Origin of the sequence: Arthrobacter zhaoguopingii (assembly GCF_009828595.1) — a bacterium.
GTDB classification, from domain to species: Bacteria; Actinomycetota; Actinomycetes; order Actinomycetales; family Micrococcaceae; genus Arthrobacter_D; species Arthrobacter_D zhaoguopingii.
The window spans coordinates 303,845-319,183 of the sequence record NZ_WPNY01000002.1; the positions used below are offsets into that span (position 1 = coordinate 303,845).

Annotated in this window: 15 protein-coding genes; 6 read left to right on the top strand and 9 right to left on the bottom strand. The window is 70.4% G+C overall.

Going from position 1 to position 15,339, the window contains the following annotated elements:
* Window positions 1-36: 36 nt before the first annotated feature.
* The 4 genes from GVV86_RS03835 (at window position 37) to GVV86_RS03850 (ending at window position 4,630) form a co-directional block, all read left to right on the top strand.
* Complete coding sequence (locus tag GVV86_RS03835) at window positions 37-1,281, top strand: PrsW family intramembrane metalloprotease (RefSeq protein ID WP_159616783.1); 1,245 nt, start codon at window positions 37-39, stop codon at window positions 1,279-1,281.
* An 80-nt stretch (window positions 1,282-1,361) separates the two neighbouring features.
* A complete protein-coding gene (locus GVV86_RS03840) occupies window positions 1,362-2,042 on the top strand; it encodes a TetR/AcrR family transcriptional regulator (protein WP_159801489.1) in 681 nt (226 codons plus the stop codon).
* Window positions 2,043-2,072: 30 nt separating this feature from the next.
* Window positions 2,073-2,975: an ABC transporter ATP-binding protein gene (locus tag GVV86_RS03845; RefSeq protein ID WP_159801491.1), complete on the top strand. Its 903-nt coding sequence runs from the start codon at window positions 2,073-2,075 to the stop codon at window positions 2,973-2,975.
* The gene (locus GVV86_RS03850; RefSeq protein ID WP_159801493.1) at window positions 2,972-4,630 is read left to right on the top strand and encodes an ABC transporter permease; all 1,659 of its coding nucleotides are present in this window, start codon (window positions 2,972-2,974) and stop codon (window positions 4,628-4,630) included. Before GVV86_RS03845 ends, GVV86_RS03850 begins: the two co-directional genes overlap by 4 nt.
* A gap of 136 nt (window positions 4,631-4,766) precedes the next feature.
* On the opposite strand, the gene GVV86_RS03855 is transcribed toward GVV86_RS03850, so the two are convergent.
* The 9 genes from GVV86_RS03855 to GVV86_RS03895 all read right to left on the bottom strand — a co-directional run bounded on the left by GVV86_RS03855 (window position 4,767) and on the right by GVV86_RS03895 (window position 13,468).
* Window positions 4,767-5,633, bottom strand: a complete 867-nt coding sequence (locus tag GVV86_RS03855; protein ID WP_159801495.1) for an alpha/beta fold hydrolase — start codon at window positions 5,631-5,633, stop codon at window positions 4,767-4,769.
* A gap of 117 nt (window positions 5,634-5,750) precedes the next feature.
* Entirely contained in the window at window positions 5,751-7,118 is a 1,368-nt protein-coding gene (locus tag GVV86_RS03860; RefSeq protein WP_159801497.1) for an NAD(P)/FAD-dependent oxidoreductase, read from the bottom strand.
* A 189-nt stretch (window positions 7,119-7,307) separates the two neighbouring features.
* Entirely contained in the window at window positions 7,308-7,775 is a 468-nt protein-coding gene (locus GVV86_RS03865) for a carboxymuconolactone decarboxylase family protein (protein ID WP_159801499.1), read from the bottom strand.
* 120 nt (window positions 7,776-7,895) lie between these two features.
* Complete coding sequence (locus tag GVV86_RS03870; RefSeq protein WP_159801501.1) at window positions 7,896-8,591, bottom strand: TetR/AcrR family transcriptional regulator; 696 nt, start codon at window positions 8,589-8,591, stop codon at window positions 7,896-7,898.
* Window positions 8,581-9,147: an RNA polymerase sigma factor gene (locus GVV86_RS03875; RefSeq protein WP_159616799.1), complete on the bottom strand. Its 567-nt coding sequence runs from the start codon at window positions 9,145-9,147 to the stop codon at window positions 8,581-8,583. Before GVV86_RS03875 ends, GVV86_RS03870 begins: the two co-directional genes overlap by 11 nt.
* A gap of 133 nt (window positions 9,148-9,280) precedes the next feature.
* Window positions 9,281-10,015 (bottom strand): class F sortase, encoded by a 735-nt coding sequence (locus GVV86_RS03880; protein ID WP_246669866.1) that lies wholly within the window; start codon window positions 10,013-10,015, stop codon window positions 9,281-9,283.
* A gap of 68 nt (window positions 10,016-10,083) precedes the next feature.
* On the bottom strand, window positions 10,084-10,917 hold the full coding sequence (locus GVV86_RS03885) for a DUF4397 domain-containing protein (protein ID WP_159801503.1): 834 nt from the start codon (window positions 10,915-10,917) through the stop codon (window positions 10,084-10,086).
* A 147-nt stretch (window positions 10,918-11,064) separates the two neighbouring features.
* Window positions 11,065-11,688: a hypothetical protein gene (locus GVV86_RS03890; RefSeq protein ID WP_159616803.1), complete on the bottom strand. Its 624-nt coding sequence runs from the start codon at window positions 11,686-11,688 to the stop codon at window positions 11,065-11,067.
* 364 nt (window positions 11,689-12,052) lie between these two features.
* The gene (locus tag GVV86_RS03895; RefSeq protein WP_159616805.1) at window positions 12,053-13,468 is read right to left on the bottom strand and encodes a dihydrolipoyl dehydrogenase family protein; all 1,416 of its coding nucleotides are present in this window, start codon (window positions 13,466-13,468) and stop codon (window positions 12,053-12,055) included.
* A 181-nt stretch (window positions 13,469-13,649) separates the two neighbouring features.
* Between GVV86_RS03895 and GVV86_RS03900 the strand changes: the two genes are divergently transcribed.
* Window positions 13,650-14,231: a class I SAM-dependent methyltransferase gene (locus GVV86_RS03900; RefSeq protein WP_201291347.1), complete on the top strand. Its 582-nt coding sequence runs from the start codon at window positions 13,650-13,652 to the stop codon at window positions 14,229-14,231.
* A gap of 182 nt (window positions 14,232-14,413) precedes the next feature.
* Window positions 14,414-15,325 (top strand): alpha/beta fold hydrolase, encoded by a 912-nt coding sequence (locus GVV86_RS03905; RefSeq protein WP_159616807.1) that lies wholly within the window; start codon window positions 14,414-14,416, stop codon window positions 15,323-15,325.
* The last annotated feature ends 14 nt before the right edge of the window (window positions 15,326-15,339 follow it).

Here is a 15,339-nt window from a genome sequence, read left to right on the forward strand (position 1 = left end):
AAGTATCACAGGACTCACGGCGAATAGTCTGGGCGTATGTCGCTTTACGATCCGTCCGGCTCGGCCCGCCCCGGCCCCCGGGGGCTTTCCTGGTGGGACGCCTCGACCCAGCACTCGACCCCGCCGGCGCCCCAATGGAACCGGCCCGCTCCCCCGCCTCCGGTGTGGAACCGGCCCGTGAGGCGCGGAGCCGGCGCCCTGAACGTCGTGCTGCTGCTCATCACCGCGCTGGTGCTCGCCGCGCTCGCCTGGTTCCTGTCGCAGTCCCTTGGCACGACCGCGCTGGTGCTGTGTGCGGTGCTGGCACTGGTGCCGCTGGCCATCTGCGCCCTGGGCATCGGCTGGATCGACCGGTGGGATCCGGAGCCCCGCGGGGCGTTGCTGTTCGCCTTCCTGTGGGGTGCGGGGATCTCGGTGGTCGTAACGCTGCTGCTGGGAAACTACGTCCTTGGCCTGCTCAGCGTGGCACTGGCCTCAACCTCGACCGACGTCATCGGCCCGGTCCTGCAGGCCCCGGTCGTCGAGGAATCCGCCAAGGGACTCGGGGTGCTGATCCTTGTCTACTCCCGGCGCAGCCACTTCGATGGGCCGGTGGACGGCATCGTCTATGCCGGCACGATCGCCGCGGGGTTCGCCTTCACCGAAAACATCCTCTACTTCAGTTCGGCCATCCTTGAGTCGGGAACCCTGGGCGCGGTGGTCGGCGTGTTCGTGCTGCGCGGGCTCTTCTCGCCGTTTGCCCACGTGATGTTCACCGCCGCCCTGGGCTTCGTGGTGGGGCGGGCGGTCAGCCGGGGCGGCGGACCGGCCCGGGTGCTGCCGGCCTTCCTCCTGGGCCTGATTCCCGCCATCGCCGGGCACATGCTCTGGAACGGCGGGACGGTGCTGCTGTTCGACGATTTCTTCTCCTTCTACCTGCTCGTCCAGGTCCCGCTGTTCTGCGTGGCGATCGTCGCGGTGGTGCTGATCCGGCGGGCGGAGCGCCGGCTGACCGAATCCCGGCTCGGTGACTATGTCGACGCCGGCTGGTTCACCCCCCAGGAGGTGTCGATGCTCGCCACCGGTCCGGGGCGGGCCCAGGCCCTCACCTGGGCGGGGTCGTTCGGCGCCCGCAGCGAGATGAAGGCGTTCATCCGGGCCGCCACCCGGCTCGCCTTCACCCGTCAGCGGATGGTCAACGGCCGGCCGGGGGCCGCTCATGCCGCCGAGGAACGGGCACTCCTTGACTCGGCGACCCACCACCGGTCGCGGCTCTTCACGCTGGCCTCGCCACGCCCGTAAGCCCTGCCGGGACCGGCCCCGGACAGGACCGGTCCTTTCGGCCCTAGTGCGGTGCTGTGCGGGTGGTTAGCATGCTGAACATGCGTTCAGCCGGCGCTTTCGTTCAAGCTGACCGCCCGGAGGACCGGACGGCCAGGGCACGTCTCCGGGACGCCGCGGTCCGGCTGTTCGGGCGCGACGGCTTCCGGGTGGGACTGCGCGCCATCGCCCGGGAGACCGGGGTGAGCCCGGCCCTGGTCCTTCACCACTTCGGCTCCAAGGACGGGCTCCGGGAAGCCTGCGACGGCTACGTCCTCGAGCAGATCCGTTCCTACAAGAGCCAGGCGACGGGCGGGCCGGCGGCGGTTGAGGGCCTGCTGGGCCTGGCCAGCGTCGAGGAATCCGCCCACCTCCTCGCCTACGCCATCCGCTGCCTCCAGGAGGGCGGATCCGCCGCCGGGTCCTTCCTCGACCATTTCGCCGAGGAGGTGGAGGGGTGGCTTGCCGAAGGAGTCGCAGCCGGCACCATCCGCCCCTCCCGGGACGAAAAGGCCCGTGCCCGCTGCCTGGCCCTGCAGGGGTTCGGTTCGGTGCTGCTCGATCTCAGCGTGCACCCGCCGCAGGACCCCCACGACTTTCCCTCGATCCTGCGCGGCTACCTCGAACGCCACGCACTGCCGACCCTCGAACTCTTTTCCCAGGGGCTCACCACCGACCGGTCGATGCTCGACACCTACCTCATGTACGTTCCGGACCCTCCGCAGGAAGAATCCCCCCGCTAACCCCAGCCCTTCTTCCACCAGGAGCATCCCGTGAACCCTGTCATTGACGTGCAGAAACTGAGCAAGAACTTCGGTGCCGTCCGGGCACTCGACGAACTGGACCTGCGGCTTGAGGCCGGCGAGGTCCACGGCTTCCTCGGCCCCAACGGAGCCGGCAAGTCCACCACCATCCGGGTCCTCCTCGGTGCAGCGAAGGCCGATTCCGGGACCGTGAGGCTCTTCGGGGAGGACCCGTGGACGGAGGCGGTGCGGCTCCACCGCAGGCTCTCCTACGTTCCCGGGGATGTGAACCTGTGGCCCAAGATCACCGGCGGCGAAGCGATCGACCTCCTCGTGAGCCTGCGCGGCGGCGCCGACGGCAGGCGCCGCGCCGAACTCCTCGAGCGTTTCGATCTCGACCCAAGCAAGAAGACCCGGACCTACTCCAAGGGAAACCGGCAGAAGGTCGCACTCGTCGCGGCGCTTGCGAGCGACGTCGAACTGCTCGTGCTCGACGAACCCACCTCCGGCCTCGATCCCCTGATGGAGCGGGTCTTCCAGGACTGCGTCCGGGAGGCCAAGGCAGCCGGACGCACCGTGCTGCTCTCAAGCCACCTCCTTGCCGAGGTCGAAACCCTCTGCGACCGGGTGACAATCATCCGGCAGGGGCGGACCGTTCGGTCGGGCGCGCTCAGTGAGCTGCGGCACCTGGCCCGTGCGGCGGTGTCCGTGGTGTGCGGGAAGGATCCGTCGGGTGTCGCCCTGCTGCCCGGGGTCCACGACGTCCGCCGGGACGGCGAGCGCCTGCTCTTCAGTGTCGAGGACGGCGCGATGCCCGCCGTGCTGGAATATCTCCTGCCCCTGGACATCCGCAGCCTCACCTCGACGCCGCCCACCCTTGAGGAACTGTTCGTCCACCAGTACAGCCCGGACGCGCAGGGGGCGCGCTCATGAGCATCACGGCCCCTCCCCGGGGACGGCGGGGCGGGCTCCGGGGTGCCCGCGCCGCCGGCGCACTCACCGGAACGGGGAGGCTGTTCCGCTTCGCCCTGCTGCGGGACCGCCTCCGGATCCCGCTCTGGGCCCTGTCGCTGGGCGGGCTCGTCGGCTACTTCGGCGCGGTCCTTCCGCTGGCCTATCCGGATCAGGCGGCCCTGCAGACCCGCGCGGCGATTATGAAGGACCCCTCCGGAGCCCTGCTTTCCGGCCCGGGGTACGGGCTGGGGAACTATACGCTGGGCGCTCTGCTGGCCAATGAGGTGCTGGGCATGCTGGCGGTCGCGGCGGCGCTGATGTCAATTTTCCTGGTAGTCCTGCACACCCGGGCCGAGGAGGAATCCGGGCGGGCCGAACTGGTGCGCGCCGGCGTCGTGGGGCGGTACGCCCCGCTCACGGCTGCCCTCGGAGCGCTGCTGGTGGCCAATGGCGCCGTCGCCGTCGCCCTGGCCGCCGCGCTGCTCGGCAACGGACTTGCCGGCGCCGACTCGCTCGCCCTTGCCGCCGGGGTCGCGGCCGTCGGCCTTGTCTTTGGCGCAGTAGCAGCGGTGACGGCCCAGCTCAGCCAGTCGGCCCGCGGCGCCACGGGCATGGCGGGAGGGGCCCTCGGGCTTGCCTACCTGCTCCGCGGGATCGGCGACGCGCAGCGCGTCGGCGGGAGTGCGTTGTCCTGGCTCTCCCCCATCGGGTGGAGCCAGCAGACCCGGGCCTTCGTCGACCTGCGCTGGTGGCCGCTGCTGCCCTCGGTTGTGCTCGCCGCGCTGCTCTGCCTGAGCGCGTACCTGCTGGCCTCCCGGCGGGATCTCGGGGCGGGCCTGCTCTCCGCCCGCCCGGGCCGCAGCCGCGCGACGCGGGCGCTGGCCTCGCCCGCGGGACTGGCGCTTCGGCTCGAGCGCGGCAGCATCCTCAGCTGGTGCTTCGGCCTTTTCGTCTTCGCCCTGCTCACCGGGTCGATGGGCCAGACCATCGTAGAGAGCTTCGAGACCCGGCCCGAGCTCGCCGTGGTGATCGGGGGTTCGACGGGCGGGGATGCCCTGCGGGCGACCCTTTCAGCGTTCCTTCGGTACTTCGCGATGGCGGTCGCCGTCCATGCGGTGGTCTCAGTGAACCGGCTTCGCCGGGAGGAGGACTCGGGGCGCGCCGCGCTGCTGCTGGCCGCCGGCGCCGGGCGGACTCGACTGCTGCTCCACTGGCTCGCGGTCACCCTCGCGGCGGACGCGGTGCTGCTGCTGGCCGCCGGCTTCGGGCTGGGGGCCGGCGCAGCTTCCGCCGTCGGACCGGGCGCGGGGAACCTGACGCTCGGGTTCACCGCGGCGTCCCTGGCCTACCTGCCCCTGGTCTCCTGCTTTGCGGCCCTGGCGGCGCTGGCCTACGGCCTGCGGACGGGTTCGTGGTGGGTGTGGCTGATCCTGATCGCCTCGCTGCTGATCGGCCTCTACGGACCGATCCTCCGGCTTCCCCAGGCCCTTCTGGATGCCGAACCGTTCGGCCTGGTGCCAGCGGTACCGGCGGCTTCGTTGGACGGCGGCCCGCTGCTGCTGATGGGCTTCACCGCCCTGACGCTGCTGGCGGCGGCGGTCCCGGCGTTCCGCCGCCGGGATCTCTCCGTGTAGATTCGTCTCCGCCCCGATCCGCGGGCACCGGCCGGGGTGCAGCGCTTCAGCCAGCGCTCCGGCCGGCGCTCCGGCCGGCGCTCCGGCCGGCGCTCTGGCCGGCCGTTTAGGTGGCCGTTTGGGTGGCTCGCCGGAATCAGGACGGCGTCAGGAAGTCCCGGACCGCCGCCGTGACCTCGCCGCGGGTGCCCCCGAGCCAGAAGAGGTGGCTGGGTGCCGAGAGCTCCACCAGTCGGGCGGCAGGGATGGTGTCCCGGTAGTCCTCGGCATGGGCATAGGCGACGCCGCGGTCGTGGCGGGAAGCCGTGATCAGGGTGGGGCAGTCGACGCTGGCCTGGGTCCGGCGGCGGTAGGAGGACCGGGCGCGGCGGGCCTGGCGCAGGTCGTTGGCGAACCCGGACCCGGATGCCATTCCCTGGAACAGCTCCCGGGCCCGCTGCCGGTCCTCGGCCGGGAAGGTGTCCCACCACGCGCCGGTCGGAAGGTCCGAAAGTGTTCCGGCCATGCGCCGCAGCCCGGCGTCGGTGGCCACGCTGCGTGCAATCGCCCGCCAGGTGAGGCCGGAAAGCGCCGGCCCGAAAACCACCGGAGCGATCCGGGCCTGCAGGGGCGAGTCCGGGTACGGGTGGGTGGACGGGGCACAGCTGTGGAGCACCAGCCGGGGTGCGAGGTGTGGCAGCGACACGGCCGTGGCGACAGCCTGCATGCCCCCGAAGGAGACCCCGACCGCCGCGGTGGCCCTCTCGATGCCGAGGCATCGGGCGCTCTCGGCCACAGCGGGAAGAAACTCAGCGGCGGTCAGCGGACCCACATCGGTGCGCCCGTACCCGGGCCGGGAGAACGCGAGCACCCCGTAGCCCAGCGAGGTGTAGAGGCTCCACCCGCAGTCGCTGCCGGCCCGGCAGTGGCCCCCGGGGAAGAACAGCACGGGCGGTTTTACCCCGGGTACGAACAGGATCTCGACGTCCCCCAGGGTCGTCTGCACCACCTGGACCTCACCCATTGCCCCAGTGTAGGTTCCTGCCCGGGCCCAGCGCCCGGGTCCCGCTCCGGCTGGACAGGAGGGCCGGCCGGAGCGCAGTGCCCCGGCCGGACGGGAGGCCCCAGCCAGGAAGGCTGCCTACCCGGCGGTTCCTGCCCCGGGCGCGGCCGGTGCTGCCGGGGATGCGGGCCTGCTGTAGGAGTCGGCCTCCTCGAACGTCCCGCGCGGGGTCTGCAGCCCGCGCAGCCCGGCGGTGTCGCGTCCCAGCCAGAGGTTGTTCCACCACCCCCACAGCACCCGCCACTTCCGCTCCCAGGTCGGGATGGCCAGCACATGGTAGCCGCGGTGCATCACCCAGGCGGGGAATCCCTTGACCACGATCGGGCCCGACTGGAACACCCCGGAGCCAAGGCCCAGGGTGGCCACCGCGCCCAGGTTGCGGTGGAAGTACCTCTTCGCCTCGCCGCCGCGGAGGGTGTCCCGCAGGTTCCGGGCGAGCAGTTTGCCCTGCCGGATGGCGTTCTGGGCGTTGGGGACGGTGAAGCCGCCGACGCCGCCTCCGGAGAGGTCGGGGATGGCTGCAATGTCTCCGGCCGTCCAGGCATCGGCAACCGGGGTGTCGTCGGTGCCCACCCGCAGGTCGGCCCGCGCCCTCAGGCGTCCGCGCTCGTCGATAGGGAGGTCGGTGTGCCGTGCGAGGCCGGGGTTCGCGAGGACTCCGGCGGTCCACACCAGCAGGCCCGTTTCGAATTCCTCGCCGGTGGAGAGCCGAATCGTACCCTCGACGGCGGAGTCCAGCTGGGTGTTCAGGTGGACCTGCGCCCCGCGGGCGGCAAGATGCCTGAGCACCCACCGGCTGGTCTCCTCGGAGACCTCGGGCAGGATCCGGCCGGTCGCCTCGATCAGGTGAAAGTGAGTCTCGGCGGGGCTCAGTTCCGGATAGCGCTTCAGCGTGGCCGTGGCCAGCGCCCGCAGCTCGCCGAAGGCCTCGATCCCGGCGTATCCGCCGCCCACGAACACGACGGTCAGCAGTTTCTCCCGGGCCGGGCCTGGGGGAAGCGACGCGGCCATGTCGATATTGCGCAGCAGGGTGTCACGGATGAACACGGCCTCCTCGATGTTCTTCAGCCCGACGGCCTGGGCGGCCACCCCCGGGATGGGGAAGGTGCGGGTCACCGCACCGCCGGTGACGACCACGATGTCGTAGCTCTCCGTGTCCTCGTGCCCATCGGGGAACTGCAGCGTGGCGGTCTTTGCCGCATGGTCGAGGTAGCTGACCTTTGCGGTCAGCAGGCGTGTCTTTCGAAGGTGCCTGCGGTGCAGGATCACACTGTGCCGGGCCTCGATCGACCCGGCCAACACCTCCGGGAGGAACGGCTGGTAGGTCATGTAGGGCAGCGGGTCGACCATCGTGACCTGTGCCTCGCCGGGGCGGAGGTACTTCTCCAACCGCCAGGCGACGTAGAAACCGGCGTAACCGCCGCCGATAATGAGGATTCTGCGCATTATCCTGCGCCTCCAATTTCATTCTGGTACTGCTGGAATGGGCACCTTGAGCGCCGGTGCCCGGGCGGAAGACCCGTCCCCCTGGCCGGTGGGACGGAGCTCCGGCCTTGCGGGTCGGAGGAGAGAACCGGGGTGAGCCCCGGTCCGTGGCGGCCGGCGTCGGCGCGGTGGCGCTCCCGCCGTGGACGGTCAGGGGTTGACCTCATAGGCGCTGCTGAGGGCGATGCGGTTGTAGCTGTTGATGACCAGGGCCACCCATGACACCGCGGACATCTGCCCCGGAGAAAGGTGTGCGGCGGCGGACCCGTAGAGACCCGTGTTGGAGTGGGAGTCGCGGATGTCCGTGATGTACTCGGCCAGCGCCAGGGCCGAGCGTTCCTTCTCGTCGAAGTACCCGCTTTCCCGCCATGCGGGCAGCAGGCTCAGCCGTTCGGCGCCCGCGCCCTTCGCGAGGGCGTCCAGAGTGTGGATGCGGAGGCAGAACGCGCACCCGTTGATCTGGGAGACCCGGATCTTGACCAGTTCGATCAGCACCGGTGTGAGCCCCTCGGCGAGCGCGGCCTCCTCCGCACGCTTCGCCACCTCGGCGAGAGCCCTGTAAGTCTCCGGGTGCTCCGATCCGATGTTCGTCCGCCGGGGCTGTGCCTTGATCGTCATAGTGTGGTTCCTTCAACGGCTGGGAGTTTCGGCGCTTGTTGGTGCGCCGGTGCCACTTTCGCGCGGCGGGACCCGGACAGTCGAAGGAACGGGACGAAGGGGCGCCGATCGTTCCACCGCTCAGTTCCGTGACCTGTAGGCCTCCCGGTAGGGCGCGGTCGCGGTCCCCTCGACGGCGAAGCGGGCCAGTGCCCGCAGGAACGGCCCGTCGACGTCCTGCCCGGTGGCGATGAGCCGGTGGTGCAGGGCCCCGTAGACCGCGTCGATAACCATCACCAGGTCAACATCGTCGCGGACCTGGCCGCGCAGCTGGCCCCGGCGCAGGATCACCAGGAACCCGTGCCGGCGTTCGCGCAGCAGCGTCTGGCGGAACTGGGCGGCGAACTCCTCGCTCCGGATCGCCTCCGCCAGGAGGTTCGCCACGGTCGACGCCGCCCCGCCGACCTTGAGGCAGTAGGTCAGCGACACCAGGTAGGAGTGAAGGTCACGGCCCATGTCGCCGGTGTCCTCGACCGTGGTGAGCAGGTTCGTCTTGTAGGTGAAAGCCTCGAGGACGAGCAGCTGGCGGGACGGCCAGTGCCGGTACAGGGTCGATTTGCTCACCCCGGAGGCCCTGGCGACGGCATCGATGGTGACGGCGTCGTAGGTCAGCCGGTCCACCAGGGCGCTGGCGGCCTTCAGGACGCGTGCGCGTACCTCCGCCTCGTGTGAGGCGATCAACGGATGCGCGGGATCGGCCACGCTGCGCTGGGCCACCCGGGCGATGGGTGCACGGGCTATGGGTGCACGGCCGACGGCTCCGGGGTCAGGCCGCATGCCAGGCGCCCAACCGCCCGCGCAGGTGCGTGAGCCCCCTGCGGATATGGCTCTTGACGGTCCCCAGCGGAAGATTGAGCAGCACTGCGATCTGCTGGTGCGTCAGGTCCTCGTAGAAAGCGAGCCGCAGGATGGAGCTGCGGGGCTCCCCCAGCAGTTGCAGCTCCCTGTCGAGGGCCACCCGGTCCGTCACGGCGTCCACTTCCCGCGCGCGGTTGCGATAATTCCGGAGATCCGTGTGCATCCCCCACCGTGCCACCAGGTGGTTGTGCCGGCTCCGGGCGGAAAGACTGTCATTGACCACATTCCGGCAGATTCCGAAGATCCACCTCGGCACCGTGCCGGACCGCGGATCGAAGCTGTCCCGGAAGCGCCAGGCCCGCACGAACACGTCCTGCGTGATGTCGGCGGCCACTGCGCGGTCGTCGACGGACCGCAGGGCAACCGTATAGACCAAGGGGGCGAACCGCCGATAGGCAGCGATGAGGGTTTCCTCGTCCCCGGCGAAGAACTGTGCGTCAAGCTGCGGTGTCCACTCGAAGCCTGGAGAGGTCACGCTTCACTCCTCTAGCGCAGTGCGGGCCCGGCACCGCGCCAAAAGACGGCCTGCTGTCCTTCGCTGCCACCTCCCGGCGTGTGGGAGGTCTGGGGTTCAACTGATCGGCGGAGGGACTGCACTGATGCCGCGTTCAGAGGGGCAAGGCTGTAAGGACAACATTATCCTCGTAATCTTCCTTCTCGGGCAGCCATTTTCCACCGCACGTGATGATCTTGAGCTGGGCGGGGCCGTCGCGTCGGAACACCTCGGATCCGTTGAGGGTGGCCTTTGGCACGTTCCTCACCTCTGTTACCTCATACCGCAGTGACCGTCCGTCGGCGAGGCCGACCGTGATGACGGTGCCCGGCTCCACGGCCCTGAGCTGGGCGAAGGGCAGCACTTCGGTCTGGCTGTCGACGTGGGCGGCGATGACGGCGTTTCCGGCCTTCGAGCCGGGCGCGGGTCCGTAGCGGTACCAGCCCGCTTCCCAGAAGCTGTCCGGAATCTCCATGGCATCGTTCTTGTCAACCCCCACATCGACCACGTTGACGGAAATGCTGGTGTTGGGGATGTCAAGGGACACGGGGGGCACGGGGGGAGGCTCGGCGTCGGCCTTGGCCGGCCGGACCGGAATCTTTTCGGGGGGCGGCAGCACGGGCGCAGGGGGCGGCGGCGCGCCCGTCGGCTTCCGTGTGGGGTTTGCTTCGGGCAGCACGGGCGGCGACGCCGGGCCCACGGCCTCCCGCGGGGATGCCACCTCGGCTGCGGCAGTCATGCCCTGCTGCGGCGCCGGGTCGGACCAGAGGCTCACCGAGCAGCAGATGGTGAGCACGCCAGCCGCGACCGACGCCGCAGTCAGTGCGAAGGACTTTCGTTGATGGTGCACAGGATGGGTTCCTCGGTCGTGCGCTGGGCGGGGTGTGCGTCCAGCTGCGACGCACACCCCGCAACGTGTCAGGCCCGGGCGGTGCGCCTCCGGCCTGCCACTGCGGCGCCCCCCAGAAGTGCGAGAAGCAGTGCGCCGAGGCCGAGGCCGAGCGCCGCGCCGTCATTGCCCTCCGCATTCTGCGCTGCCAGACCGGACTGGCCGCCGGGGACAGCCCCGGGGGTGGACTGAAGGCCCTCGATGACCTGGGTGGCCAGCGCGAGGTTTCCGCCTTCGAGGCTTCCCCACGCGTAGACGATCGTCGAGGTGCCTTCGGCGAGGTTGAGGTCGGCCGGGCCGATCACGGGCTCAGTGGTGCCTGCGGCCGCGACCGCCGCCGACACCGTCCCGGGAGCGGTGCTCAATGACGCCTCACCCGGGTTGCTCAGGTTCGGGACGATCGGTGCACCGCCGGCGAGGACGTCGACCGCCGGAGCTGCGGCAACATGCCGCACCGTCAGCCGGGCCTTGCCCGCCTCTACGGGGGAAACATCATTGGTGTAGAAGTTGGCCGTCGGATTCCCCGCGGCGTCGAGGTTGGCAGTGGCGGTGTAGTTGCCGCCGGCCTCAAGGGTCACGTCAACGGGACCGATGACCGGAGCGGAGGCATCCGGCGCGTCTGCCGCCGTCACCGCCAGCTGGTAGTCTCCGGCGGGCAGCGGGAGCGGACCGGCAAGCTGGCCCGGGGTGAAATCGTCAAGGGTGAGAGCCCCGTTGACGTAGACGTCGACCGTCAGGTCGGGGACCGCGTGCAACACGGACAGCGATGCCTGGGATTGGGTCTCGGCTGCCGAGGCCGGACCGGCCATGGCCGCGGCGCCCATCACCAGCACGGTTCCAACGGTGTACAAGCTTCTTCGCATGACAACTCCTTTGTGTCGCCCGACCGGGCGCGTTTCTGCTGACACCGGTACTACCCGGAAGCGGCACCGGAGGGATGCACAACGGGCAATTTTTTCGGCAAATAGAGTACCGTCCTCCTGCCGGGAATCGGCAGGAGGGCGGCCGGCCTAACCTGCCGGACGCAGCGCCGGCTGGACCAGGATCAGGTCTGGGCCGAACCGTTCGTCGAGGGAGCGCTGGATATCGCCTGCGTCGTAAATGACGCTGACCACCAGGAAGCCCTGGGTGGTCCATGAGCCCAGGATGGCGGGATCACCGGAGGCGTGGAGCTCCTGCTGGATGCGCTGGAGCTGCGGCTCGTCGCCGGCACCGGTCCCGCCTCCGGCCAACCGCGGGTCCTCGAACGGCATCGCGTCATACAGCGACAACGGAATGGGCGCCCGCGTCGAGGTGAACTCGGTGCCGTTCCAAGTCCCGAAGACTGCGTACGTCCCCCAGGTCACGCCCGAAGCGCTCTGGGACTGCTCCACCGCGGACCAGTCCCAGCCGTTGATGACCGGTCCCGAGCACTGGGGCGGGTAGGACTCCGCCACCGGCCCCAGGCACAGCTCGGCCGGACCGCCGTCCTTCTGCAGGACGGTTCCCTGCCCTACCAGCTCGGCGGAGGCGGAGACGTTCGAGACGGCATCCGCTGGTGCCGCCTGCCGGCGCGGGGCATCGGTTCCGCAGCCCGAAAGGACGACCACCACAGCCGCGGCGGCACCAACGGACATCAACGTCCTGAAGCTCATGCGGACATGATCCCCCGATCCCCCGGGGCGTGGGAACGTGTCCGGCGGAATCGGCCCCGGATCGTGACCCGGGCCGCAGCGGGACGCCTACCCCCGGGCCCACCTGCGGGGACACGTGAACAAAATCATCCGCACCAGGGCCGCCGTTCCCACGGTGATGATGATGCTTCGAAGCGCCTCCGGGGCAAGGCTGCGCCCGGAACGCGCACCGATGAAGCCACCCGCAAGCGAGCCGCAGGCGATCAGCAGCACCGCCGTCCAGTCGATGAGCTCCCACGCGGCGTTCCGGTCCCCACCGCCGCGTCGATCATCCCCGCCGCAAAGCCGGCGAGCAGGATGGCAGGCGACTCAGTCAATCCCCGGGTCAGTCCCTTAGGGCGCTCCGGGACCTGCGGCGGTTAAGCCCGACAAGGATCTTCACGGCAGCCCGCGGGAGCGGCCTCTCCAGCCGGGCGTAGGTTTCGGCGATGGCGGCGTTCCACAGGGCGTCGTTGTAGGTCGGGTAGGGGTGGGTGACCGCTGTCAGCGCCCGGGTCGTCATCTTCTGGTGCACGGCGAGGGTGAGTTCGGCCAGGGACTCCCCGGCCCGGGGGCCGACGATGGTTCCGCCCAGAATCCTTCCGCGCCGATCGATGACGATCCGCGTGAACCCGCTTGTCTCCTGCTGGGTGATCGCCCGGTCCGAGCCGGCGTGTTCGATGGTCCTCGTGGTGGAGCCCCTGGCGGACGGCGAGGTGAGGCCGACGGCCGCGACCTCGGGTGAGGTGAAGGTCACGCGGGGAATGGTGGTGTCGACGGTGCGGCGGCCGCCGAGGACGGCGTTGAGCGCAGCCGTGCTCGCGTGGACTCCGGCGAGGTGCGTGAAGTCGGGGTGAGGAGTGACGTCGCCGGCGGCCCAGACCGCCGGATTGGACGTACGCATCGAGGTATCCACCCGCACGTATCCCGCGTCGTCGCATTCCACTCCAGCCGAATCGAGCCCGAGCCCGGCCGTCCGGGGGCCCCGGCCGACGGCAACGAGGATGACATCGGCGCCGAAGCTCCGTCCGCCGGAGGCATGGACCGTGCTGCCGGTTTCCCCGGCGCCGACCCTCTCAACGGAGGCACCCTCGACCACGTCCACCCCGTCGGCCGTCAGGCGGGAGCGGACGAGGGCCGCTGCGTCGCGGTCCTCCCGGGGAAGAATGCCGGACCGCGACAGCAGTGTGACCGTGGAGCCCAGCCGCGCGAAGGCCTGTCCGAGCTCGCAGGCGACGGGCCCACCGCCGATGACGACCAGCCGGCCGGGGAGCTCCTCCAGGTTCCACACCGTTTCCGAGGTGACCGGCCGGGCCGCTTCCAGCCCCGGGATCGGCGGCAGGATCGGCGCGCCGCCGGTGGCGATGAGGGCCCGCCGGAAGCGGATTTTCGTGCCGTTGACCTCAGCCTCACGGGGGCCGGTGAACCGGGCGCTTCCAGAGACCACCGTGGCGCCCAACGCCTCGAGCGCCTCCGGGGAGTCCTCCGGCTCGATGGCCGCGATGGCGTCGGCGACCCGCCGGCGCACGGCGGCGAAGTCGGAGGAGGTGCCGGCCCCGGGCCGGCGCGCGTGCGGTCCCTCAGCGGCCGACAGGAGCGCCTTGGAGGGAACGCAGCCGGTCCAGAGGCAGTCTCCCCCGGTCCGGGCCCGTTCGACGAGCACCGTGCGGGCGCCAAGCCGGGCGGCCGTCCGCGCACCCACCAATCCGGCCGTCCCCCCGCCGATCACCAGCAGGTCGACAGGCTCACCGCTTCCGTCCATTGAATTCCTCCATCGTCGTCGGGCCCAGAATTTCCCTCCAGCCTATGCTGTACCCACGGCCGCCCCGGCCGCCGGGCCCGAGGAGGAGGAACCCATCGCCGACAGGTACAGCGTCCTTGCCCCGTTCTACGACCTGCTCTCGGGGGAATTTCCCGTCTACGGCCCGGGCAGGAAGAAAGCAGTGGACCTGCTCGACCTGCGGCGCGGCGCCCAGGTGCTCGACGTCGGCTGCGGCACCGGACTCAACTTCGCCCTGCTCCAGGAGCGGATCGGGCCGGCCGGAATGATCCTTGGCATCGACCGCAGCCCGGGTATGCTCCGGCGTGCGCGCCGGCGTGCGGAGCGTTCCGGCTGGGCTAACGTCCTTCTCGTCCGGGCGGATGCGACGACCCTCCGGCCTGCAGCCGTCGGCGCCTGCGCGGTCGCCCACGGCGGGCGCGCCCTGTCCGATGCCGCCCTGGCCACGTACTCCCTCTCGCTCATGCCCTCCTGGGAGGACGCGTGGGAGCGCATGCTGGCGCTCAGCGCCCCGGGCGCCTCCGTCGCGGTGGTGGACATGCAGGAGCCCACCGGGCGCTTCGCCGCAGCCGCGCCCCTGGCACGGCTCGCCTGCCGGCTGGGTGGTTCCGACATTGCCGCCCACCCGTGGACCGCCGTCGAGCGCGGGCTGCCGGACCTCCGGAGCGCCTCGGTGCGCGGCGGCCATATCCAGATCAGGACGGGCCGGCACTCCACCGGCGGAGGGACGCCGACGGGGACGTAACCGGCCTGGGCGGTTCGAGTCCTGCCGGTGCGGTTCGAGTCCTGCCGGCGCGGTTCGAGTCCTGCCGGTGCAGCGTAACACTCGTGCGCCGCTGCGCCGGGACGGTGCCGCCCGTCCGGACCCGGCCTGTTCCACCGGCTTAATCTAGAAGGCGGAGGGCCGGGCCGGTGTACGCTTCCGGCATGGATTCTTCCCTGCCGGCGGGCTGGTTCGAGGGCTTTTCCTCCCGGGAGTTCGCGGTGGACGGGGCTTCGATCTTCGCCCGGTACGGCGGAAACGAGGCTGGTCCAACGCTCCTGCTGGTCCACGGCTCGCCGGAGACCCATGTCATGTGGCGCCGGACCGTTGAGGAACTGCGGGAGTATTTCTTTGTCATCCTCCCGGACCTGCGCGGCTACGGCGACTCCTCCAAGGCCCCGGGAATGTCCGATCACGGCAATTACAGCAAGCGCACCATGGCGCAGGACCTCGTGGCGGTGGTGGACGCGCTGGGCCGTCAACGCTTCTTTCTGTGCGGCCATGACCGGGGCGGACGGGTCGGTCACCGCCTGGCACTCGATTTCCCCGACCGGCTGGAGAAGCTGTGCGTCATCGACATCGCGCCGACGCTGGACATGTATGAGGCCACGGATCAAGCGTTTGCCACGGCCTACTACCACTGGTTCCACCTGATCCAGCCAAACCCGCTGCCCGAGAGCATGATCGGCGGCAGCCCGATGACCTACCTGCGCGCCACCCTGGGCGGACTCGGAAGCGGCGGTCTCGGATTCCTTGAGGATCAGGCCCTGGAGGAGTACGAACGGTGCTTCACCCCCGGAACCATCCACGCCATCTGCGAGGACTACCGGGCGAGCGCCGGCATCGACCTCGACCACGACCGCCGGGACAGGGAACGCGGCCATCGGATCCGGTGCGACACCCACGTGCTCTGGGGCGAGCGCGCCGTGGTGAACCGGCTGTTCCGGCCGCTGGAACTCTGGCAGGCGCAGTGCGACGGAAGGGTCACCGGGGAAGCGCTGCCGTCGGGCCACTTCATCCCCGAGGAGCTGCCGGTGGAGACGGCCGGCGCCCTGAGGGAGTTCTTCGGCCGCTGATGCGGGCCCAACGG

What these genes read in the sequence shown, in the direction of transcription:
- GVV86_RS03870 (WP_159801501.1), bottom strand. Translation starts at nt 8,591, where the DNA reads ATGCGGCCTGACCCCGGAGCCGTCGGCCGTGCACCCATAGCCCGTGCA.
- GVV86_RS03860 (WP_159801497.1), bottom strand. Translation starts at nt 7,118, where the DNA reads ATGCGCAGAATCCTCATTATCGGCGGCGGTTACGCCGGTTTCTACGTC.
- GVV86_RS03855 (WP_159801495.1), bottom strand. Translation starts at nt 5,633, where the DNA reads ATGGGTGAGGTCCAGGTGGTGCAGACGACCCTGGGGGACGTCGAGATC.
- GVV86_RS03850 (WP_159801493.1), top strand. Translation starts at nt 2,972, where the DNA reads ATGAGCATCACGGCCCCTCCCCGGGGACGGCGGGGCGGGCTCCGGGGT.
- GVV86_RS03885 (WP_159801503.1), bottom strand. Translation starts at nt 10,917, where the DNA reads ATGCGAAGAAGCTTGTACACCGTTGGAACCGTGCTGGTGATGGGCGCC.
- GVV86_RS03895 (WP_159616805.1), bottom strand. Translation starts at nt 13,468, where the DNA reads ATGGACGGAAGCGGTGAGCCTGTCGACCTGCTGGTGATCGGCGGGGGG.
- GVV86_RS03890 (WP_159616803.1), bottom strand. Translation starts at nt 11,688, where the DNA reads ATGAGCTTCAGGACGTTGATGTCCGTTGGTGCCGCCGCGGCTGTGGTG.
- GVV86_RS03905 (WP_159616807.1), top strand. Translation starts at nt 14,414, where the DNA reads ATGGATTCTTCCCTGCCGGCGGGCTGGTTCGAGGGCTTTTCCTCCCGG.
- GVV86_RS03835 (WP_159616783.1), top strand. Translation starts at nt 37, where the DNA reads ATGTCGCTTTACGATCCGTCCGGCTCGGCCCGCCCCGGCCCCCGGGGG.
- GVV86_RS03865 (WP_159801499.1), bottom strand. Translation starts at nt 7,775, where the DNA reads ATGACGATCAAGGCACAGCCCCGGCGGACGAACATCGGATCGGAGCAC.
- GVV86_RS03840 (WP_159801489.1), top strand. Translation starts at nt 1,362, where the DNA reads ATGCGTTCAGCCGGCGCTTTCGTTCAAGCTGACCGCCCGGAGGACCGG.